This window comes from Porphyromonas somerae, from assembly GCF_022845615.1.
In the GTDB taxonomy this organism is placed as follows: domain Bacteria; phylum Bacteroidota; class Bacteroidia; order Bacteroidales; family Porphyromonadaceae; genus Porphyromonas_A; species Porphyromonas_A somerae.
In genome coordinates, this window is the sequence record NZ_AP025559.1 from 731888 (window position 1) to 753611 (window position 21724).

Annotated in this window: 15 protein-coding genes; 6 read left to right on the forward strand and 9 right to left on the reverse strand. The window is 45.4% G+C overall.

Annotated features, from left to right (window positions below):
* Positions 1-65: 65 nt before the first annotated feature.
* The 8 genes from MWL85_RS03110 to MWL85_RS03145 form a co-directional block, all read right to left on the reverse strand.
* Positions 66-2009, reverse strand: a complete 1944-nt coding sequence (locus MWL85_RS03110) for an LTA synthase family protein (RefSeq protein ID WP_244401375.1) — start codon at positions 2007-2009, stop codon at positions 66-68.
* Positions 2010-2359: 350 nt separating this feature from the next.
* Positions 2360-3385: a glycosyltransferase family 2 protein gene (locus MWL85_RS03115; protein WP_244401376.1), complete on the reverse strand. Its 1026-nt coding sequence runs from the start codon at positions 3383-3385 to the stop codon at positions 2360-2362.
* Positions 3386-3406: 21 nt separating this feature from the next.
* Positions 3407-4246 carry a glycosyltransferase family 2 protein gene (locus MWL85_RS03120; RefSeq protein ID WP_244401377.1) on the reverse strand — a complete coding sequence of 280 codons (840 nt, stop codon included), beginning with the start codon at positions 4244-4246 and terminating at the stop codon, positions 3407-3409.
* 76 nt (positions 4247-4322) lie between these two features.
* Positions 4323-5075: a UDP-2,3-diacylglucosamine diphosphatase gene (locus tag MWL85_RS03125; protein WP_244401378.1), complete on the reverse strand. Its 753-nt coding sequence runs from the start codon at positions 5073-5075 to the stop codon at positions 4323-4325.
* A gap of 9 nt (positions 5076-5084) precedes the next feature.
* A complete protein-coding gene (locus MWL85_RS03130) occupies positions 5085-5405 on the reverse strand; it encodes a metal-sulfur cluster assembly factor (protein WP_026161830.1) in 321 nt (106 codons plus the stop codon).
* A 9-nt stretch (positions 5406-5414) separates the two neighbouring features.
* A complete protein-coding gene (locus MWL85_RS03135; protein ID WP_244401379.1) occupies positions 5415-6455 on the reverse strand; it encodes a S41 family peptidase in 1041 nt (346 codons plus the stop codon).
* Entirely contained in the window at positions 6455-7393 is a 939-nt protein-coding gene (locus tag MWL85_RS03140) for a DUF3316 domain-containing protein (protein WP_244401380.1), read from the reverse strand. Before MWL85_RS03140 ends, MWL85_RS03135 begins: the two co-directional genes overlap by 1 nt.
* Positions 7377-10094, reverse strand: a complete 2718-nt coding sequence (locus MWL85_RS03145) for a DNA gyrase/topoisomerase IV subunit A (RefSeq protein ID WP_244401381.1) — start codon at positions 10092-10094, stop codon at positions 7377-7379. Before MWL85_RS03145 ends, MWL85_RS03140 begins: the two co-directional genes overlap by 17 nt.
* A 1249-nt stretch (positions 10095-11343) precedes the next feature.
* Here MWL85_RS03145 and MWL85_RS03150 point away from each other — a divergent pair.
* Genes MWL85_RS03150 through MWL85_RS11615 form a run of 3 tightly spaced genes read left to right on the forward strand, consistent with a single transcriptional unit; the run spans position 11344 to position 14916 of the window.
* Complete coding sequence (locus MWL85_RS03150; protein WP_244401382.1) at positions 11344-12180, forward strand: GLPGLI family protein; 837 nt, start codon at positions 11344-11346, stop codon at positions 12178-12180.
* A gap of 8 nt (positions 12181-12188) precedes the next feature.
* Positions 12189-14807, forward strand: a complete 2619-nt coding sequence (locus MWL85_RS03155) for a carboxypeptidase-like regulatory domain-containing protein (protein WP_244401383.1) — start codon at positions 12189-12191, stop codon at positions 14805-14807.
* Positions 14808-14823: 16 nt separating this feature from the next.
* The gene (locus MWL85_RS11615) at positions 14824-14916 is read left to right on the forward strand and encodes a cysteine peptidase family C39 domain-containing protein (RefSeq protein WP_353888329.1); all 93 of its coding nucleotides are present in this window, start codon (positions 14824-14826) and stop codon (positions 14914-14916) included.
* Positions 14917-14926: 10 nt separating this feature from the next.
* Here MWL85_RS11615 and MWL85_RS11620 read toward each other — a convergent pair whose 3' ends face one another.
* Positions 14927-15541, reverse strand: a complete 615-nt coding sequence (locus MWL85_RS11620) for a transposase (RefSeq protein ID WP_353888330.1) — start codon at positions 15539-15541, stop codon at positions 14927-14929.
* Here MWL85_RS11620 and alaS point away from each other — a divergent pair.
* From alaS to lon, 3 genes are all read left to right on the forward strand, one after another.
* On the forward strand, positions 15482-18103 hold the full coding sequence (alaS, locus tag MWL85_RS03160) for an alanine--tRNA ligase (RefSeq protein WP_244401384.1): 2622 nt from the start codon (positions 15482-15484) through the stop codon (positions 18101-18103). The two genes, MWL85_RS11620 and alaS, sit on opposite strands and share 60 nt — an antisense overlap.
* 4 nt (positions 18104-18107) lie before the next feature.
* On the forward strand, positions 18108-19133 hold the full coding sequence (locus MWL85_RS03165) for a 3-dehydroquinate synthase (RefSeq protein ID WP_244401385.1): 1026 nt from the start codon (positions 18108-18110) through the stop codon (positions 19131-19133).
* Between the two features lie 64 nt (positions 19134-19197).
* Entirely contained in the window at positions 19198-21723 is a 2526-nt protein-coding gene (lon, locus tag MWL85_RS03170) for an endopeptidase La (RefSeq protein WP_244401386.1), read from the forward strand.
* Position 21724 lies beyond the last annotated feature (1 nt).

The window sequence follows — 21724 nt, forward strand, 5'->3', positions numbered from 1 at the left end:
TCTCAGCACATTTGATTCAAATGTGCGAGAATGGCACTTCATGCAACATTCTCATATCGGACCTATTACTCTTCTTTGGAGGGTGGGGGAAGGACGTCTTTAATGGAAAAGGATGTCTTGAAGACTCTATGATTGTAGTCTTGGACGATGGCCTTGAAAAGACGTGTATAGTGCTCTTGTACCTCACTAGGGGGCATAACTGCTTTATCGGGTTCGGTCTGTAGATAGGGTACAGGAGCCGAAGCCTTGATATCTCCAGTAGGAGTCATCGTTAGCGTAATCTCTTTGGTAAAAAAGATATACTGGCCTTGGAAGTAATTAAGTGCTATATGCTCCGCCTTCGTATCAAAGATATTGCTTCCATAGCTGAGCACAGGCTCCTCAATGCCAAGTAGGTACAGCAGAGTGGGGAGGATATCTGTGTGTTGCACCACATAGTCCTTAATCTCTCCCTTGAGCTTCCCTTGCGGATCATAGAATGCAATAGGAGCTGCCGCATGACCCGCCAAGTTGTTGTACGCCGGGTGATCGCTCTGATTAGTATGGTCGGCTGTGATGATAAATAGGGTGTTCTCAAACCAAGGCTTATCTTTGATTTTATCAAAGAACTCCTTAAGTGCCAGGTCGGCATACTGTGCGGTCTGGTGGATAGGCAAGGTTCCCTCCTTAAACTTCCCCTTAAATCCAGGAGGCAGCTTGAATGGGTGATGATTGGAGAGTGAGAAGAAGAGTGCTCCAAATGGCTCTTTCAGATTATCCATATCCTCTGCCATAGCCTGCTCAAACGGTAGATCGTGTATACCCCAAGTACTTGTTTTTATATTATTATCATCTGGATAGTTTGCAAGATAATTGGTGATAGTATATTGCTCTTGTAGCCCAAGCTTATTTAAGAAAGAATAGAATCCCATTACGCCATCAGAGTCACCGTGATAAAACTTAAGGTGATAACCTTTGTCCTTAAGGGATCGAGGCAATCCAGTATCAAAAGTAGAGAAATGTTGATAGTTATTCATTTCCCAATCGTCGTCATTAAATGTGCCACCAAAAGATGGTAGTGAGACAAATACTGATGGAAAAGACTCTACAGATCGCTTTCCTGTGGCAAATCCATATTTGGCATAAAGAGTATTTGGTAGTAAAGAGTCTAAAAAAGGTGTATAAGAGGGAAAACCATTAATATCTCTATTGAGGTATCCAATATATTCCTTACCCATACTTTCTAAGAGAATTATCATCACATTACGCCCCTTCATTGATCCAGATAAGCTATCGTTCTCAGCAATAGGTGCAAATTGGTATATAGGCGTAAAGATTTTAGCCAATTCATTATCACTATAGAAGCTATATTCAATATGACCACTTGGATCTTGAGATAAAGAAAACGGAGAATTATAAATTATTGGAAGTTGATCATAATCAGTCATATAGGGAACTAATATGGTCATACTCTGAGGTTTTCCTTCTAAGTCCCAACGCCCTCGCATACTAAAGAATAAAAATACGATAGCCAGTAGAGAGGCTACAATATTGAGTAGTAGAGGTTGCTTGTGATTAGGGTCTCTTTCGTACTTTATCAACCTAAAACAGACAATACCGATAATCATTATCACAAAGAAAGCAAGGGTAAGAGGCCAAAACTCCCATATGAAGTCTTTGTAGAAACCAAACATACTTTTACCCTCAAACTCGCTGAATACGGTAGAATTGACCCTTCTCAGAACAAAAGGATAATATCCTGTATCGGATACATTCAAGAATGCAAATAAGGTAAAGGGAATAAAGTAAGCCGCATAGCAAATCCGTCTATACCACTTATTCATTTCAATCTTTGCAGGTAGGTAAGCCCCAACTATCATCATCAAATAGTAGAGGATAAAGCCAAATCCAATGGCAACCATATCTATGATATAGCCACCACGCATCAGACTTATTAGTTGTTGAAAATCTACATTTGGGAAATGACTTTGATTGTAGTAGAAGTAAAGTAGGCGGCAAAGTTGCATCATTAATAGTGCAACAAAAGTATGCCAAATTATAGCCACCCACCGATTGTTTGTTGTTATCATTTGCAGTGATGAAAATTAGTTGTATTAAATGCCTGTTGTTACTCCAGTTAAGTCCGAGAAAAGCTTAGTCTATCTCTGATTGTTGATATTTAGTGTATACTCTTTGTAATTAATTGGAGGTTGAAGTGCCTGCAAACCCTCAAATGGTAGCTTTTTTGACCCCCAAAAGTATTGGACAATATAGCATACTTCTATTCCTTTATCATGAAATAGCTTTGCCGTAGTGTTGGTAACTGTCCCTACACCTTCTCGCCCGAAGGCTGTTCTCAAGAAAGCGACCTTCATATTGCTTATTTATTGGGTGCCAATTCATCAAGAAGCTGAAAAAGAGTTCTCTGGGTTTTAACCTCTTTTTCTGTGGGTGGATTATCAAACACTCCCTTTTCTTTGAGCCGTAGTAGCTCTATCGCAAGAGCTTTTCTATCCTCCAGGTTCATTTTTTTGCCCTTAAGCTTAGAAAGAATTTGCCCTTTGATTACTGGCCACTTGCATTCAGCGCTCCATTTGCTTTGCTGATAACTTGATGCCTTACTTTTATAAAGGTCATCGGTATGCTCAAGTCCAATGATCCAATTCCTCACCTTTTTACAGTGGGTCGAGGAGCGGTCAATTGAACCGATATTCGGAAAGTAATAGTAGAAAGGTAGGTTAGTGATTACTGTTCGTGGTTCTTTCAGTACCACTTCACTCCACCAGGGAAAATCCTCAAATATCACACCCTTCAAGAATGGGATATCTTCAATGAGCTCCTTCTTGATTAGGTGACGCCAAACATAGAAGTGCTTGATAGGATTCTCAATATTGGTATGGCTTTTTTCTGTAATATGCTCAAATACATTATCGGTTGTATAGCTCTTGATCTCCTTTAGATCGTATCTTTTCTTGAGCCCTTTAGGTACTGCATTGTCTATATTAAAGCCTAGGAAATGTCGAACAAGTAAGTAGGGGCGAAAGTAGGGATCCTTATACCAGGTTACCACTTCTGCCTTCTCCCTCTTCATTAGAGCAAGAGCTAGCTCAAAGGTTTGTGGGTGAATGAGGTCGTCAGAGTCAAGGTAGTTTATATACTCCCCTTGAGCATTTTGCATACCTACATTCCGAGCATCAGATAGGCCGCCATTTTCTTTGACTACGATTTTGAAGCGACTATCCCTTGAGGCGTATTCCTCCAAAATTGATTGGCTATTATCTGGACTGCCATCATTTACACAAACAGCTTCCCAGTCCGTAAAAGTTTGAGCAAGCACACTATCCAAGCATCTCCTTAGATACTTTTCTACATTGTACACAGGGATAATTACTGAAATCTTTGGCATAATATTGTCAAAGTCAAGGTGTTATACAATATCTCTGAAGCGGGGGGGAATTTCGACGATGAAGCAGAGGCCGAGCATGGCTGGCTTATTCCAGGCGTAGGGCGGACGTATGATTGTCTGCATTGTGCGGGCTATCTTAGTGGTGCGGTCCCAATCGCGTGCTTTATGATTCGTTACCTGTTTGATGGTCTTAGAGCGCTTCGCGATGTGCTTTGTCCAGCCTGCTTCTCTTCGGTCTGGGTCGGCAAACCTTGCTTCAATGCGTCGCATATCGAAGTACCCGAAATGGAATAGGTAAAGGTTCTTATCAATATAGAAGTTCTTTCCCTTGATCCGATGGAATCCAGACCCCCACTGTAGAGGTGCTGCCAATACGCTCGGTTTGGTATATCTAGTGGAGAGGCGTGCGTACTTACGCTGATTGAGGAATGGCGTATCATCCTCCTTGATATCCGCCTCTTTGCCAAGGAACTGTCCTACATCCACTCCAAGACCAGAAACACTATTCTTAATATCCAGACTGCTCAGGTACTCGCGTAGTCCTTTGCCTACATTAGGGTCTACCACTAGGAGTTCATCGGCATCTACACCGATCACAAGGTCATATCCCTTCTCAAAAAGCTCCTTAGCTCTATTGGAGAGAAATAGCAAGCGCTCCTTCTCCGCCGATACCACTTGACCTTTGATCTTATCTACCGCCACCACTTGAGCTTTGGGGCACCAGTCTGGTAGCTTCTGATCTTTTCCATCGAGATAGATGTATAGGTTTTCCTCGCCCAGTTCAGCACCATAGTATCTTGTCCAGTGCTTTAGGTAAAAGTCGTCGTTACGCACCATCGTAATGGCAGCAATCTTTTTCATCTCCACAATCCAAAAAGTTTATAACCAATCCATTGTTAATACATCGTAAAGATACATATAATATATGATATATGATCTACTCCTCAAATAGGTTGAGGGCGAAGGTGATGCCGTCCCATTGGGCATAGCTAAAGTGGGTAATCCAGTCGCCCAGAATCACCACTCTAGATTGGCGAGAGAGCATCAGATCGAGCATTATATGGCGGTGCCCAAAGATGAAAAAGTCGGGGGCGTCATTAGGGTGCTCTGCTAGATACTCCTTAGCAAAGTCCACTAGATACTCCTCCTTTTCACCTCGGTACTCCTGCTTGTATTGATCCTTCAATCCCTTCTCGCGGCTATGCAGTGCCCAGCGGTGTGCGAAGCCCACGGTGAGCCAAGGGTGCAGACTTCCATATAGCTTTTGGCATATCCGATTATGGAAGATCGCTCTGATGATCCTAAAGCCCCTATCATCCTTGATAAACTCGTCTCCGTGTGCGATATAAAACTTCTTACCGAGCAGCTCAAAGGTGGTAGGAACTCTATGCACTTGGCAACCAATCTCCTTAGGAAGGTAATCATACACCCATATATCGTGATTACCAGTAAAGAAGTGAATCTCAACGCCATGATCCGCCATATCGGCCAACTTCCCAAGGATACGGGTATAGCCTCTAGGTACCACATATTTGTACTCAAACCAGTAGTCGAAGATATCTCCTACCAGAAAGAGATGCGTTGCATCTACTTCTATCTCCTTCAGCCAGCGTAGAAACTTTCGTTCTACAGCCAAAGGGTCTTGATGAAAGTAGGCACCGAAGTGGGTGTCCGAGGCAAAGTAGATCATACACCTTCCTTAGAGTAGTCCCAGTTCCAGCTTTGCCTCGTCGGTCATCATATCTCGGTGCCACTCTGGCTCAAAGGTGAGCTTTATCTCAGCACTCTTCACCCCTTTCACACTCTCCACCCTCATCTGGGCGTCGGTGATGAGGAAGTCTACGACAGGGCAATTAGGCGAGGTGAGTGTCATCGTCACCACCACATGCCCCGTTTCGTGATTCACATCTACATCGTAGACCAATCCTAGGTCGTATATATTCACTGGTATTTCGGGATCATAAACTGTTCGTAGTGCTTTTACGATCTCCTCCTCCATCTGCATTAAATTATTTTCCATCTTTATGGTTTACTTAGTGGGGTAGGGTACCCCTTTAATTTCAAATACTTTCTTTATCGCTGTGATGAGAATCCTATCCTCTGCATCAGGCTTCTCATAAAAGCTATCATTATGCACTTCAATATCGGGTGCCACACCTCCCTCTAGTAGCACCATATCCTTGTCGTAGCTCTTCACGGCTGAGTAGCGTACCCGCCAGCCATTAGGCAATTCGGCTGAAGCTGGCATGCCAGCTCCTCCGCCCGACTGCTCTCCTATCCTGATCACATTCTTAGCACTCCTCACCTTGTATAGGAAGTCGTTGGTGGCACTGTAGCTACTCCTATCTTGCAGAATCAGCACCGGCTTCTCCGTAAGTGTCTTGATAGAGCTCGGACTGATATAATGCGCCTTGGGTTTGGAGAACTCGTGATGCCCTGGTCCTGTCTTGTGGACTGTATAGCCGATTAGGCACTTCTCCTTAATGAAATAAGAAAGTAGCTTATCGCAATTATCTAGGGAGCCCCCGCCATTCCCCCTAAGGTCTAGGATAATGGCATCACTCTTCTCAAAAAGCGAAAGGATCACCGGCATATTGCCAATACCACTGGAGAAGCTACCATAGGACATATAACCAAAAGAGAGGGTCCGCTCCTTTGTGGCAAAGAGTCCATACCTCATCCCGCCCGAAATCATCAAACGCCCAGATAGATCTCTGCGTCGTGCATAGATATTGAGCCCTGTAGTAGGGTCGGGGGAAATGGGGTAACCACTGATATCAAAGTCGGAGTAGAGGTTGACATGACCATCCTTCAGCTCATTCAGCATATCCGATAATAAATAGAAGAAGCTCAGAGTACTCTGCTCTGACTCCTTTAGCTTTGCCAAATAACGGTCGTGCACCTCATTCCAATCCACCCCCTTCTCCTCAAAAAAGCAGTAGTGCTCATCCATGATCTTCCAGAGTGCTTTAAAGTTGGTCACTTGATCCGCCTCTCCTGGTGTCTCTGGAATACAACCACCTAGGGCAATCACCACCAGTGAAAGTATGGCTAGTCTTATCTTATTCATTAGTCGCGATATCTATTGGTGATTTGTGGCGAGGCAACCGCTTTCCCTCCCGAGAGCTTAAAGCTATCGAAGGAAAGTCCCACCACTAGATTCCAGCACCCCGATTTGTAGGTGGTATGATTGATTTTCTGTCCGAAATAGCTATGCTCCGCCCCCACCGTGAGGGTGAGATTGTGGATAGGTAGATCAATAAGTAGCCTCTGCTTGATGCCAATTGTATTATGAAAAGAGCCGAAGTGAATGGCTATCTTGGCTCCATTATCACCCGAAACGTAGTCGTAGTAGCTCTGCCCATATTCTGGGTGAAACGCCCCCATCATCAACGGTATTTGAGCAGAGTAGCTGATGCTGAGTGGCATGGTCTTCCATGGGATTTGATACCTCAGGCGTCCCCAACCATCTAGTCCAATATTGGCCTTCACATTGCCTATATTATTGGTGTTGGACTCCTTGATATGCCCTCCCACATTGAGTGCTAGGAGCGGGGCAAGGTCTAGGGATAGCCCTTTGTGCTTCACTACTCGCCAGCTAGAACCCACGGCATAGTCCACCCCGAGACTATACATCACCGTACCATTGGCTTTATTCTTGAGCGAAGCTAGATTGAGTGACACATCTTGATAGATATGCCATGAGCGTTGGCTCGATGCGACAAAGTCGGTGAGGAAAGAGAGCTTTCCCTCCATTCCACGGTGTGCTATGGGGCTAAGGTATTGGTCCTTCACCCCCATCTCCCCAATGTGAAATAGATACTTAGTGTGGGTCATGGGTAAATTACCCTCCCAGCTCCAAGGCTCTCCCTCTACCCACTTACCTAGTTTGTGGTACCACTTCTCCTGAGTAGACTCTTGTGCCAAAGCTACAGAGCAATAGATAGGCAGAAGTGCCACGAGTATCCACCCCCTTCTCCAATGGTTCTGCTTATTCCTCCTCATCATCCTCTTCAAACTGTAGCATCTTCTGTCCGGTTGCCTCCTCTATGAGGTGCAGCGTCTCCTTAAGGTCATCTTTGGACTTCTTACTACTTTCCTTTGACTCCTCAGCTTCTGCCGATTCCTCTTCCGATTCTTCCCCCTCCTCTGGTACTCTTGCAGGAGGTAGCTCCTCTACCTCTGCCACCTCATAGTTACTGATCCGCTTTCCTTTGGCTCGAATGCTCTTTTCACCGATAAATGTTTCGGCGTCTATCTCGATCGGCATACGGTGCTCGTCTCCTCCGCCAAAGGTCACTTTGATCAGTGGATATACCTCCTCACTCAGGAGTAGCACTCTATTTTGCTCCTCTCCTTGGATAAAGGTTCGCCCACCATCCTCCTCTATTGGGAAGCGCTTAATATAGGTGTATTTTGCCTCCTCATCGTAGTAGACCAGGGTCCATATCTTATCAGGGTCGTATGGCTCAATCACTTTGATATCTCGCTCGAAGTGGGTGGCATCGCTATACCCTGTGGTGTAGCACTCTCCATTTTCCCTAATCACCAAAACTTGGTCGTCGCCAGCAAACTCCCCTAGGTAGCTACCCCGCTCATCGTAATTGATGCGGAAGACATCCCAGTCAAACCATACCTTTCGGCCCCCAAGCGTGCTAGCCCCTTGCTCCTTGAGCGTCACCTTGAATACATTTCCTCGGGTCAGGAGGTTCCCTTTGGCGGTGCGCCCTTTGATCAAGATCTCAGCAAAATCTCGTTCAAAGACCAGCTTTCTCCTCCGCTCCCTTTGGGTAGGCCGAAGAACCACCTTTACCGTCTCAGCCTCTCCATTGGGGTTGGCGGAGAAGTAAAGGATTTTGGAACCAGGCTTTTCCTGTGTCACATGGTACTCCCGATCACGAATCAGCGATGGAATATTAAACCTCTTGATGTAGGCAGCCCCATTCTTGCCATCTCGGTAGATCACATTATATATAGTACGCTTGTCATTGCGGATCCAGCGAGCTATGTGTATGATCTCTTTGCCTACAAAGGCCTTATCGGCCACCTTGGTAATGAGGTACCGTCCATCTCTCAAGAAGACAATCACATCATCGAGGTCAGAGACTTCGCAGACAAATTCGTCTTTCTTCAGACCTGTGCCGATGAAACCGCCCTCACGATCTACATAGAGCTTTTCATTTTTCAGCACCACCTTGGCGACTTGAATCTCATCAAAGCTTTGGATCTTGGTGAGGCGGGGATATTTATCGCCATACTCTTTGAGTAGCTTTTGGTACCACTTGATGGTGTAAGAGCGGATGTCATTCAGCGTCTCTTTGATCTCTGCCATCTCCTTTTCAAGCCCTTTAATGAAGAGTTGGTTTTTCTCTTCATTGAAGCGAAGGATGCGTGCCATCCGGAGCTCAAGCAGTAGCTTTAAGTCATCGTCCGTCACAGGGCGTATCATTCCCTCCAAAGCATCGGATAGTCGCTCACGGATATGAGCAATCGCCACTTTTAGATTCTTGGCCTGCTCAAACTCCTTGTCCTTGTAGATACGTCTCTGGATAAATAGCTCCTCCAAAGAGCTCTTAAGGTGCTGCTCCTCTAGCTCTGCTAGTTTGATCTTTAGCTCAGTACGCAGGTAGGTCATGGTGCGCTCCACCCCATCTTTGAGTACCTCTGTGATAGTGAGAAACTCTGGTTTGTCATCACGGATCACGCAACAATTGGGGGCAATGCTTACCTCACAATCAGTAAAGGCGTAGAGGGCATCAATCGTTTTGTCGGACGAAGTGCCAGGAGGTAGCTGTATCTCAATATTGACTGTGGCAGCCGTCTTATCATCAATCTTCCGCACCTTGATATTACCCCGATCATTCGCCCGCATAATCGACTCAATAATCGAACTGGTGGTACGACCAAAGGGGATCTCCGTGATAGCAAGGGTCTTGGCATCTTTTTTCTCTATCAGTGCCCGCACCTTGATTTGCCCGCCACGCTCGCCGTCATTGTAACGGCTAATATCCATCAGCCCGCCTGTTGGAAAATCGGGATAAAGCTCAAATTCTTCTCCTTTGAGATAAGCAATGCAAGCCTCCAGTAGCTCACGGACGTTGTGGGGGAGTATCTTGCAGGAGAGCCCCACAGCAATACCTTCTGCACCCTGAGCAAGGAGTAGGGGAAACTTCACTGGTAGTGCCACCGGCTCCTTGTGAGTGGCATCGTAGGAGAGCTTGTAGTCGGTGATTTTATCGCTGAAAAGCACCTCTTTGGCAAAAGGGGTGAGCCTTGCCTCTATATACCTAGCGGCAGCTGCCCCATCGCCCGTGAGGATATTACCCCAGTTACCTTGGCAGTCAATCAATAAGTCTTTCTGACCTAACTGAACCAGTGCATCGCCAATACTGGCATCTCCGTGGGGGTGAAGCGACATGGTCTGACCCACAATGTTCGCCACCTTAATGAGGCGGTCGTCCATCTGCGACATCGTGTAGAGAATGCGTCGCTGTACCGGCTTCAAACCATCCTCTATATGGGGCACCGCACGCTCCAGAATTACATAAGAGGCATAGGAGAGAAACCAATTGCGATACATTCCGCTCAGTACATAGCTACCACTCCCATCCTTAATGGAGTCTTCGCTGGAGTGATCTGAAGCTGGCAGATGCTCACTATTTTGGTCTAGCTCGTCAATATGTTCGTTTTGATTATTTTCTTTCATCATTTGGCTCAATTTGCCACAAAATTAATCAATTATTCAGATTATGCCAAGTAGAGGGCCAACCTAGTCCATGGGTTACGCATTAGAAATATAAACTTAAGTTACAGTCTTAATATGGATAGCTTGTACTAGACAAGCGAGAAAGGACCTCAGAGAGGTCCGATTTGTTGTAGTCCCTGTGTCGGGGGGTGTAGCCCGAACGACCAGGGGAGGCTATAATTCGCGAATATATTCGACCCCTTGCGGGTCGGACGACCAATTCTAGGATTAATTTTGATAGGTGGTCCGATCCACAAGGGGTCGTGGATTTGGGGGCCACGTTAGACAACCCCCAGTCGTTCGGGGCTAACGCCCCTCCGACAGGGGGCTACAACAAATCGGACCTCCTCACGGAGGTCCTTCACGCCTTATCCTAAACGCCTTATCGGACAGGTCTGACAAGTCGAGAATGTTGCCCGAAGTGCCATTCTCATATGAGCTTGAAAAAGAATTGGCCTGACTCGTCTGACCTGTCCGATAAGGCTCACAAAAAACTGTAAAATAAAGTGAAAAACCTACCCAAAATAGGGCTTCGCAAGCACCCCCTCACAACCCACTGATTTCCAACACCCTACAAGAGCCTCCATTGAGATGCAACTAAGCAATCGCTTAGTTGCAACAAACCGATCGCTTAGTTGCAACTCGCCGATCGCTTAGGTACGGGCTCAGCAATCGCTTAGATACGGGCTCAACAACCACCCTCCCAACTCATTGGTTTATAACACCATACAATAACCCCTTCACTTCACCCCACCTTCCCTTCTCCCCCGACAAACATTAACCTATTTTAAGCACGCAAGCACTTTATCCGCGTCGCTAACGAAATACAAGAGAAAAGAATCTCTCTCCCCCGTTCCAGAAATGTCTAACAACCGATCATAGATTATCGCAGATCTCCCCTTATCGCCTTAACTCCAACCTCTGACAGGAGCAAGGTTCCATCTGGCCAGTTACAAAAGGGGATCATAACCAATGCCGTCATGAGGACTCTGCACAATAAAGGCATCCTTATCTCTTCTCTAGAAAATTACTTCGGACTTTATACTTATATATAATGAGAATGTTGCAATAAGCAAGTACTGAATTATGTACAGAAAATCAACTCAAGACCAAGAAAAAAAACACTGGTACAAGAGCCCACTGGCTGTCTGGTTGGAAAATAATAAGTAAATTGCACTAGTAATTTGAATCTACGCATTATACCTTGACTAGTATGAAAAAGGAAATCATTGTAATTTTTGTTTTATTGTTGCCATTAACTTTATATGCACAAGAGGTCTTAGATACTGCTTATTGTCGTATACAATATGATATGGTCTATCAACTTGACACCGTTTCGCATAGTATGGAAAGAAGCGACCTCATATATCTAGATATTGGTCAAAATTATTCTAAATGCTATAGTTATTATACACATGAAAGTGATTCGTTAATGAATTCGCAAGATGGGAAAAGGGTGTGGAGAGATAGATTCATGAGGGCTTTGGAGGACTCTAAGGGAGATAGTTTTAATAGCTTTCCTCACAAACGTAATACATTTATTATTTTCAAAGACTTTAGATCGGAAGCGATGATAGTGCAAGATGGTTTTTCTACTTATAGATATGAATATGAAGATGAATTGCATTCAATGAAGTGGGAGCTACTAGATAATGTATCTAAGGAAATCGCTGGATATAAAGTGTTTCAAGCGAAAACAAAATGGAGAGGCCGGATTTGGACTGTTTGGTTTACTCCAGAGGTGCCATTAGATAATGGACCTTGGAAACTAGGTGGTTTGCCAGGGTTAATCTTTGAGGCTTATGATGAAGCAAATCACTACCACTTTACTTTAATTGGTATTAACCTAATGGAGAGTTATCCGATAATTAAAGACAAAGAATATGGTGTTTATGGCTTTCGCAAGGAATTTGAGGTTATTGATAGACTTACATTTTTAAGAAAGTGCCACCAATTTAGAACTCTTCCTGATGCTGAGTCCCAATCCTTATTAGGAATTTCAGACACGGGAGTTCAACATAATGATTTTTTAGAAAAGGACTACAGATAACTTAGTGTATGACTGAGAATAGGTTTGTGTTCTTTATTCTTTGTTCCCTTATTACATTACCACTATTTGGGCAAGTAAGTGGAAAGATAGTAGATATAGAAAATGGAGAACCTCTAATTGGAGTTATAGTTACGGCTAAAAGAATTGGGGAGGATAGGATTATAGGCTACAAAAGAGCGAATAATGAAGGGGAATTTAGGCTGAAACTTGAGCCAAAATCTGGAGTGTGGCTACACTTCTCTATGCTTGGATATGCTAAGGATAGTGTGGAACTAAAAGCGGGGCGGAGCTATTATGAGATAAAGCTACGTGAGCAGACGACTCAGCTCAAAGAGGTGAAAGTGACGGCTAGAGCGATTACGGCTCAAGGGGATACAATTCGCTATCTCGTCTCCAACTTTAGTGAGATACAGGACAAAAACCTTGCTGATGTGCTGAAGAAGATGCCAGGGATAGAGGTGTCGGAGAGCGGTCAGATTAAGTATCAAGGTCAGGCAATTAATAAGTTTTATATCGAGGGGCGTGATATGCTAGGTGGTCGCTATGGTATCGCGACCAATACGATTAATCCTGATGATGTTGGCTCTGTAGAGGTGCTGGAAAATCACCAGCCGATTAAGACCCTAGAGGATATCTCTTTCTCTCAAAATCCTGCGATTAATATTCGTCTTAAAGAGGATGCTAAAAGTCGCTGGGTCGGTACAGCGACATTGGGCGGTGGCTATATGGATGCTAAGCCAGCTCTGCTCTGGGATGCTCAGGCGACTCTGATGAGATTTAAGAAGGAGAGTCAAGTACTTATCACGGGGTGCAGTACCAATGCTGGTAAGAGTGCGAATGCATTTAGCTCCAATCTCATCTTTGACAGTGATGGTTCACCACTTGGTGGCGAGTATTCGCTCTCTAATCCTATAAGGGTTTCGCCATCAGTGCCGTATCAACTGGATCGCAACAGAACTCGTAAAGGTCCGTCGCATATGGTGAGTACCAATAACTTGTGGGGACTGGGTGAGAATATAGATTTGACGAGTAAGATCAATTATAGTCATCGAACGGATCTCTCTAGGAGTCGCTCGGAGATGATTTACTTCCTCAATGATGGCAATAGAGTGATTGAGAGCGAGGAGGATTCGGAAGCTCGTGACGAGACTCTATCTGTGGATGTCAATCTGCTGGTCAATCGTCCTAAGCTCTATTTGAGTAATAAGTTGTCGGGAAACTTTGAGTGGAACAATATAGAACTGCTAACAGCTGGAACGTATCCAAATAGTCAAACAGTGAGAGGGGAGCGACAAAGTTTGGAAAATAGACTCAACTTGCTAGTGCGTAAAGGTAAAGGTAGATTCTCACTCAATTCGTTTGTAAAGTGGGAGAGGCGACCAAATGTATTAGTAGTTGGAAGTCCGAAGTCCGATGATGGAAGTCACTTGTCTCTCGTCTCTCGTTTCTCGTCACAATTACTATTTACCAATACTTCAACTAGCCTTAGTTACATATTGGGTCGTGTGGTGCTTTCCACTAAGCTGGGCGTGGCGACAATGCACAGAAGTATGGGGAGTGAATTAAGTGGTTTGCAGTTGTCGCTCTCTCCGCTAGAAAATGATGTAAAAGCCAATTATTATCAGTTCTATGCGACACATCAACTAAGCTATAGCTACAAGAACTTTAAGAGCGAAATAGAGGCACCTATTGCTTGGACGCCATATAGCTTTGAGAGCGGTAAGACGACTAGACTTCATCGCTTTCCTCTCTCTCCGCATATCAGGCTGGAACTGCAGGCAACGACACGATTGAAGCTCTTTGCTACAGCACGCTATCGTAATGAAATCCTAGATGACCAGGAGTGGTACGACGGATATATCCTCAATAACTATCGTACGCTATCACTAGGCTTGGAAGAGTTAGAAAGTCGTGAAAGTGGCTACGCGAGCCTTTCGGCAAACTATCGCAATGCACTAGAGGCATTATTTGCGAGTGCATCGGTCTCTTATAATCGTTTTTGCACCAGTCATCTGAGTAGTCGAGACTTCGTGGATCACTATATGATTTTGCAGCCCATAGCACAGGAGAGTAGAGGTGATAGCTGGACGCTCAATGGTCGTGTGAGTAAGGGATTTATGTGGCTGAGAAGTGTGCTGACATTCAATGCTCTCTACTCGTTGGGTAATCAGGAGTTGCTACTACAAAAAGAGCTGACTCCGTACCGCTATAATATGCTGATGCTGACTGGTCAAATCTCTATGCGTCCTACGACTTGGGCGAGTCTGCTCTATGAGATTTCGTATAATCAGAGCGGTCAGGCAGAGGAGGGTAAGGGATTTGAGCGGAGAAATAATTATGCTCAGAAGCTGGACCTTGCTTTTATTCCAAGTAAACTGTGGCGTGTGGAGCTGACTGGTAATCACTATTACAATGAGATTGCTGCAGATGTACGGAAGCACTATCTGCTGGCGGATGCTTCATTGGTGTACTCTTCGCCAGCAGGATGGGAAGCGAATTTGACGGCTCGCAATCTATTTAATAACCGCACCTATGGCTACACATCGCTCAGTGCACTGACGAGCTACACATCGGAGTATCAGATTCGCCCACTAGAGGTGCTTCTCGGCTTTTACCTCAGATTCTAAAACGCTTCAACTTGTCATGCACCTAATTAAGCAGCGAGATGCGATGGATTGTGGACCTGCGTGCTTGGTTATGGTGGTCAAGCACTTTGGTCGTCAACAGATATTTTAGGTTGGTAGAGCTATGCGAATAATTTCGTAAGTCTGAATATAAAGAACGAAGTATCAGCCACCCCTCTTAGTTGCGTTCTGAATAATTTCACTTGGGCATTAAAAGATTCTGCTGATGCATTTGTTGCTCTATTTCGGAAATAACTGGCTATTGTAAAGAGATTGTTCTTTATCGTACTTACCACTGTAGCAAATTGTTTCTTGGATAATGTTAGGGCTTGCCGACACCATTCTAAAAGTCTCTTTCTTGCTTCGTCTGGTGTCATTATTCTGTTGTAAAGAGTTCTGAAATCATTGATTAATTCGTGAGTTTCCCTAAGCCCATTGTATCTGTCAAAGATTATCTCTGCCCGCAATTTTTGGTCAGACGTCCACTTACTTCTTGGGGCAAGGAATGTGTGTTTGCACCTAGCTAATGCTTGGAGTAGCGTTTCCCCATTATCTAGGTGACTAGGCTTATAGCTAAGTTCTAAAGCGAAGTGTGATTTTTGTGGAGAGTAACTGCTAACTATTTGGTATCTTTGCGAGTTGAAGGTTTGGTCGTTTGATCTTATATTTGAATTAATATGATGACAGTTAATGAAATAAGGGGGAAGTACTTGGCGTTCTTTGAGAGTAAGGGTCATAAGGTGGTGCCTTCGGCACCTATGGTGATCAAGGATGATCCTACACTTATGTTTACTAATGCTGGTATGAATCAGTTTAAGGATATCATACTGGGGAATGTGCCGATCAAATATAGCCGAATGACCGATAGCCAGAAGTGCCTAAGGGTGAGTGGCAAGCACAACGACTTGGAGGAGGTGGGGCATGATACCTACCACCACACGATGTTTGAAATGCTAGGTAATTGGAGCTTTGGTGATTACTTCAAGAAGGAGGCGATTGCTTGGGCGTGGGAGCTACTTACGGAGGTATATGGTATCGATAAAGACCGCCTGTATGTGACGATCTTTGAGGGTGCCGAGAGTGAGGGGCTAGTGCGTGATAATGAGGCACACGACTTCTGGGCTGAGCATATTTCAGAGGAGCGCATCATTGATGGCAATAAGCACGATAATTTTTGGGAGATGGGTGAGACAGGACCATGTGGTCCTTGCTCCGAAATTCATATTGACTTGCGTAGCGATGAGGAGCGTGCCAAGGTGGATGGTAAGAGCTTGGTGAATCGTGACCACCCACAGGTGGTGGAGATTTGGAACCTTGTCTTTATGCAGTACAATCGCAAGGCCGATGGCTCGCTGGTAGGTCTGCCTAATAAGGTGATTGATACTGGTATGGGCTTGGAGCGCCTCTGTATGGCTTTGCAGGGCAAGATGAGTAATTATGATACCGACGTCTTTACCCCACTGATTGATAAGATTGCAGAGCTGTCGCAGAGTAAATATGGTGAGGATGAGAAGAGGGATATCGCTATGAGGGTGATTGCCGACCACGTCCGCACGATTGCTTTTAGTATTACTGATGGGCAATTGCCAAGTAATGCCAAGGCAGGCTATGTGATTAGGCGTATCCTTCGTAGAGCGGTGAGGTATGCCTATACATTCCTCAACCAGCACGAGCCCTTTATGTACCGCCTGATACCGACCCTTATCGAATCGATGGGCGACCATTATACTGAGCTAAAGCAGCAGGAGGAGATCATTACGAAGGTGATCAAGCAGGAGGAGGCCTCTTTCCTCCGCACCCTAGAGACGGGTATGTCTCTATTGGAGCAGCATATCCGTGAGATGGGTGATAGCCGAATGTTAGATGGCAAGGTAGTCTTCGAGCTATATGATACTTATGGATTCCCTACCGACCTCACCGACCTTATCCTACGGGAAAGAGGGTTGAGTGCAGACCTTGAGGGCTTTGAGGTGGAGATGAAAAAGCAGAAGGAGCGCGCTAGGAATGCCGCGCACATTACTGCGGGTGACTGGGTAGAGGTGCACGCTGGCGAACAAGAGTTTGTGGGCTATGATTTCCTTGATGTGGAGACCGAGCTACTGAGGTATCGGGAAATTGAGCAAAATAAGGTGAAAACGATTCAGGCAGTGATTAGTCGCAATCCATTCTATGCCGAGGGGGGTGGCCAGATTGGCGATAGAGGGGTATTGGTCGGTACTGAAGATGGAGAGGAGATAAAGGTGGTGGATACCATCAAGGAAAATAACCTCCCTATCTCGGTGCTGGAGAAGATTCCTAGTAACCCTAGCCAAACTTTTGAGGCGAAGGTGGATCAGAAACTGAGACGACAGACTGAAGCGAATCACAGTGCTACCCACTTATTGCACCATGCCCTAAGGGAGGTACTAGGTGTGCATGTGGAGCAGAAGGGATCGTATGTGAGTGATCGGCTACTCCGATTTGACTTCTCACACTTCTCAAAGATGAGTCTAGAGGAGCTTCGCCTAGTGGAGGTGAAGGTGAATGAGGCGATTCGGCAGAATAGCACGAGGGAAGAGCACCGCTCTATGCCTATTGAAGAGGCAAAAAAAATGGGTGCGATGGCCTTCTTTGGTGAAAAGTATGGCGAGGAGGTTCGTGTGATAAAATATGGCGACTCCATAGAGTTCTGTGGCGGTACCCATGTGCCTAGCACGGGAGTGATTGGTTCCTTTAGAATTGTCTCGGAAAGCTCTATTGCTGCTGGTATCCGTCGTATTGAAGCAGTGACTGGGGTGGGGGCAGATGAATATTACTTTGAGCAACAAGATAAGATATTGAAGGTGCAGGAGATGCTTCAGAATGCCCCCAATCTGGTAAAGGCGGTGAAAAAGCTGATTGAGGAAGATGAAAAGCTGCGCAAGGAGCTGAAGCAAGCTCATGAGCAGCAGAAACATCAATTAGTGGATAAGCTCTTTACTTCGGCAAAGTCTTTGTCGGGTGTGGAGGTGATCACCGCTCAGCTCGATGCTCCAGCAGGTTTAGTGAAGGATGTTGCCTTTGCACTCAAGCCTCGTCTGAAGGACAAGAAGTTTGTTGTTGCCTTGGGCTCGGTGGATAATGACAAGCCATCACTGACCTTGATGCTATCTGATGAATTGGTAGAAAAGGGTCTTAATGCTGGTCAATTGGTGCGTGAGGCTGGAAAACTGATTCAAGGTGGTGGCGGTGGACAGCCCAACTTTGCTACCGCTGGAGGTAGGGATAAGAGTGGTGTGAAGGGTGCTCTGGATAAAATCATTGAAAGTTTAGATCTGTAATTCATTGGGGAAGACTGAAGCATTAGTACTTGATATTGGGAGCATTGCTGAAAGGGTGCACGACTTGGCAAGTAGGCACAAGGTGGCTCTACTGGCCGACGACAATACTATTGAGCAGTGCTATCCATTGATTGATGATGAGCAGGTAGATGTTCTTCTAGTACCTATTGGAGAGGAGGCAAAGTCTCTGGAGGTGGTTCAGTTTTTATGGAACTCTCTAGCCGACCTTGGCTATACTCGTTACGACTATTTGATCACGTTGGGGGGTGGTGCGGTAAGTGATGTGGGTGGATTTGTGGCGAGTACCTACATGAGGGGCATTCAGCTGATACATATCCCTACCACATTGCTAGGGATGATTGATGCCAGTATTGGCGGCAAGACAGCTATTGATTACAGAGGGGTTAAAAACCTTGTGGGATCATTTTATGAGCCTAATGAGGTGTGGGTGTCGCTCGCCTTTTTAGAGACGCTTCCAAAACAGGAACTGCTAAGTGGTCAGGGGGAGCTGATAAAGTATGGTCTCTTAGATGGTGATGAACTCTATCAAGAGACTTTGGACCTTGAGGTCATCGCACCGGACTTGATTGCGAAGGTGATCCAATATAAACTGGATGTGGTGGCTGCTGATCTGCGAGATGAAGGCGGAAGAGTGGTGCTCAACCTTGGGCATTCTACGGCTCATAGCCTTGAGGCACTCAAGATATCTCGTGGTGAGGTATTGCCACATGGTATTGCAGTGATGGCGGGGCTAATTGTGGCACTTTATATTTCATATAAATGGTACGGACTGGAGGAGCAGGTGCTCTCTCAGTTGGTGCGGGTGGCTAAAGATAGATTCCCTAGAGTTGCTTTTTCTTGTGATGATTATGAGGAAATGTGGCAGTTGGCTTTGAAGGATAAGAAAAATTCTGGGGGTGCCGAGCTCACCATGGTATTGCTAAGTGAGGTGGGTTGCCCAATGACAGAGCAGGTAACTCGTAAGCAATGGGAGGAGGCTTTGGACTTTTATCGGGACTTTATGTTTTGATTGGCATACTATTTGCTACTACTAAGTAAATGATTGGGAGGTTTTTTACTTTTAGGAATAAAGGATGAATATTGATTATTATATGAATGACTTTGACGAGGACAACGGAGTGATACCAAATGTATTGCCGATGATCATACCTGATGATGACGCTATGCCAGACTATAGTCTTAATAGCAAAAGGCTGAATAAATCGCTTCCGGTGCTCCCATTGAGGGATATGCTACTTTTCCCCGCAGTGACCATACCTGTGATGGTGGCGCGAGAGAAGAGTAGACTGATAGTAGATAGCTTAGAAAATAAGAGGGATCGCCATATCATTGTGGTGGCTCAGAAAGACCCTGAGGTGGAGGATCCTGAGATGAAGGATCTATTTCCATACGGTACCATAGCTGAGGTGATCAGGGTACTGGAGGTAAATGATGATCTGGTAACGGTGATCCTACAAGGGAAACAGAGGGTGGAGCTTACAGAGTTGACTAAGAGCGACCCTTTCTGGATGGGTAAGTATCGACTCCTTGAGGATGTACACCCAGCTGAGGAGGATATGGAGTTTGAAGCTCTGACCGACCTGATTAAGGAGACGATGGTGAAGCAGCTAATCCTTCAGGGTGAAGCTCCAAAACCATTTGTGGCCTCTTTGATGAAGCTGACTCATAAGGAGAGTATCGTCAACTTTGCTTGTGTCTACTTCCCTGAGTCCATGACGGATAAGGTGACGTTGCTGATGCTGGACAATATCAAGACCAGAGCTTTCCAGGTGCAGCGGATGCTCAATAAATCTTTGGCTCAAGAGGAGCTGAAGCATGAGATTCACCAGAGGACCAAGGTGGATATTGATAAACAGCAAAAGGATTACTATCTGCAGCAGCAGATCAAGGTGATTAAGGAGGAGTTGCAAGGGGGTGAGGACCTTGAGGTGGAGGAGCTTTTGAAAAAAGCTAAGGCTAAGAAGTGGTCTAAGGAGGTCGGTGATATTTTTGAGAAGGAGGTGTCTAAGCTCCAAAGAATGTCGGCACAGAGCCCTGACTACAGTGTCCAGATTCAGTACCTTGAGACCATATTGGATTTGCCTTGGGGTGAGTGTACGGAGGATAACTTCAACCTTAAGAATGCTGAGGCGACTTTGAATAAAGATCATTTTGGCCTAGATAAGGTAAAGGAGCGTATTCTGGAGCACTTGGCTGTACTAAAGCTCAAGGGGGATATGAGGTCGCCAATTATCTGTCTTTATGGCCCTCCTGGAGTGGGAAAGACTTCTCTAGGAAAGAGTGTTGCTGATGCCCTTAATAGGAAGTATGTGAGGATTTCGCTCGGCGGTCTGCACGATGAGGCGGAGATCCGAGGCCATAGGCGTACCTATATCGGTGCAATGCCTGGGCGTATTATTAAGGGGTTTTTGAAGGCTGGTTCGTCAAATCCTGTCTTTGTGCTTGATGAGGTGGATAAGCTAGCGATGGACTACAAGGGGGACCCCTCTTCTGCCCTTTTGGAGGTGCTTGACCCTGAGCAAAATAATACGTTCCACGATAATTATCTTGATATAGACTACGACCTAAGTAAGGCGCTATTTATAGCCACGGCCAATAATGTGGGGGATATCCCAGCACCGCTCCGTGACCGTATGGAGATGATCGAGGTAAGTGGTTATATCCTAGAGGAAAAGGTGGAGATTGCTATGAGGCATCTGGTGCCTAAGGAGATCGCTAGTCATGGTCTTAAGAAGAATCAGGTGAAGATCTCTCGCAAGACGATTGCAGCACTGATCGATGGGTATACGCGTGAAAGTGGTGTGCGCCAATTGGAAAAGACGATTGCTTCATTGCTGCGTAAGGTGGCAAGAAAGGTGGCTGATGAAGATGCTGTAGCTGAAGGGGGTAGTCCTATTACTATTGCCCCAAAAGATCTCAAAGAGTATCTAGGATCACCACGGTTTTTGTCGGAGCAGTATGAGGGCAATGACAATGCTGGTGTGGTGACGGGACTCGCATGGACTAGCGTGGGAGGGGAAACTCTCTTAGTAGAGAGTGCTATAAGTCCAGCTAGGACGGCGGGTAAACTTACCATCACTGGTAACCTTGGCGATGTGATGAAGGAATCGGCCATTTTGGCTATGGAGTATATTAAGAGCCATAGCAGTCTGTACGATATTCCTGCGGATCTATTTGAGTGCTGGAATGTGCATATCCACGTTCCTGAAGGGGCTATTCCTAAGGATGGACCTAGTGCAGGTATCACTTTGGTCACTTCGCTTATCTCTACATTCACTCAGCGTAAGGTGAATCCTCAGATAGCGATGACGGGAGAGATTACTCTTCGGGGTAAGGTGCTCCCCGTAGGAGGCATCAAGGAGAAAATCCTTGCCGCCAAGCGGTATGGAATCAAGACCATTATCTTGTGTGAAGAGAATAGGAAGGATATAGAGGAGATCAAAGATATCTATATCAAGGGACTTAACTTCGTGTATGTTAAGGATATTAAGGAGGTGATCCAAGTGGCACTAAGCGACGAAAAGGTCTCTAATCCTATTGATCTTATGGGACATCTTCAAGAGTATAGAGAGAGTTTAAATCAGAGTAAAAGTAAGTAAA

Coding starts and splice junctions, on each gene's coding strand:
- MWL85_RS03110 (WP_244401375.1), bottom strand. CDS start 2,009: ATGATGCAACTTTGCCGCCTACTTTACTTCTACTACAATCAAAGTCAT.
- MWL85_RS03115 (WP_244401376.1), bottom strand. CDS start 3,385: ATGCCAAAGATTTCAGTAATTATCCCTGTGTACAATGTAGAAAAGTAT.
- MWL85_RS03120 (WP_244401377.1), bottom strand. CDS start 4,246: ATGAAAAAGATTGCTGCCATTACGATGGTGCGTAACGACGACTTTTAC.
- MWL85_RS03125 (WP_244401378.1), bottom strand. CDS start 5,075: ATGATCTACTTTGCCTCGGACACCCACTTCGGTGCCTACTTTCATCAA.
- MWL85_RS03130 (WP_026161830.1), bottom strand. CDS start 5,405: ATGGAAAATAATTTAATGCAGATGGAGGAGGAGATCGTAAAAGCACTA.
- MWL85_RS03135 (WP_244401379.1), bottom strand. CDS start 6,455: ATGAATAAGATAAGACTAGCCATACTTTCACTGGTGGTGATTGCCCTA.
- MWL85_RS03140 (WP_244401380.1), bottom strand. CDS start 7,393: ATGATGAGGAGGAATAAGCAGAACCATTGGAGAAGGGGGTGGATACTC.
- MWL85_RS03145 (WP_244401381.1), bottom strand. CDS start 10,094: ATGATGAAAGAAAATAATCAAAACGAACATATTGACGAGCTAGACCAA.
- MWL85_RS03150 (WP_244401382.1), top strand. CDS start 11,344: ATGAAAAAGGAAATCATTGTAATTTTTGTTTTATTGTTGCCATTAACT.
- MWL85_RS03155 (WP_244401383.1), top strand. CDS start 12,189: ATGACTGAGAATAGGTTTGTGTTCTTTATTCTTTGTTCCCTTATTACA.
- MWL85_RS11615 (WP_353888329.1), top strand. CDS start 14,824: ATGCACCTAATTAAGCAGCGAGATGCGATGGATTGTGGACCTGCGTGC.
- alaS (WP_244401384.1), top strand. CDS start 15,482: ATGATGACAGTTAATGAAATAAGGGGGAAGTACTTGGCGTTCTTTGAG.
- MWL85_RS11620 (WP_353888330.1), bottom strand. CDS start 15,541: ATGACCCTTACTCTCAAAGAACGCCAAGTACTTCCCCCTTATTTCATT.
- lon (WP_244401386.1), top strand. CDS start 19,198: ATGAATATTGATTATTATATGAATGACTTTGACGAGGACAACGGAGTG.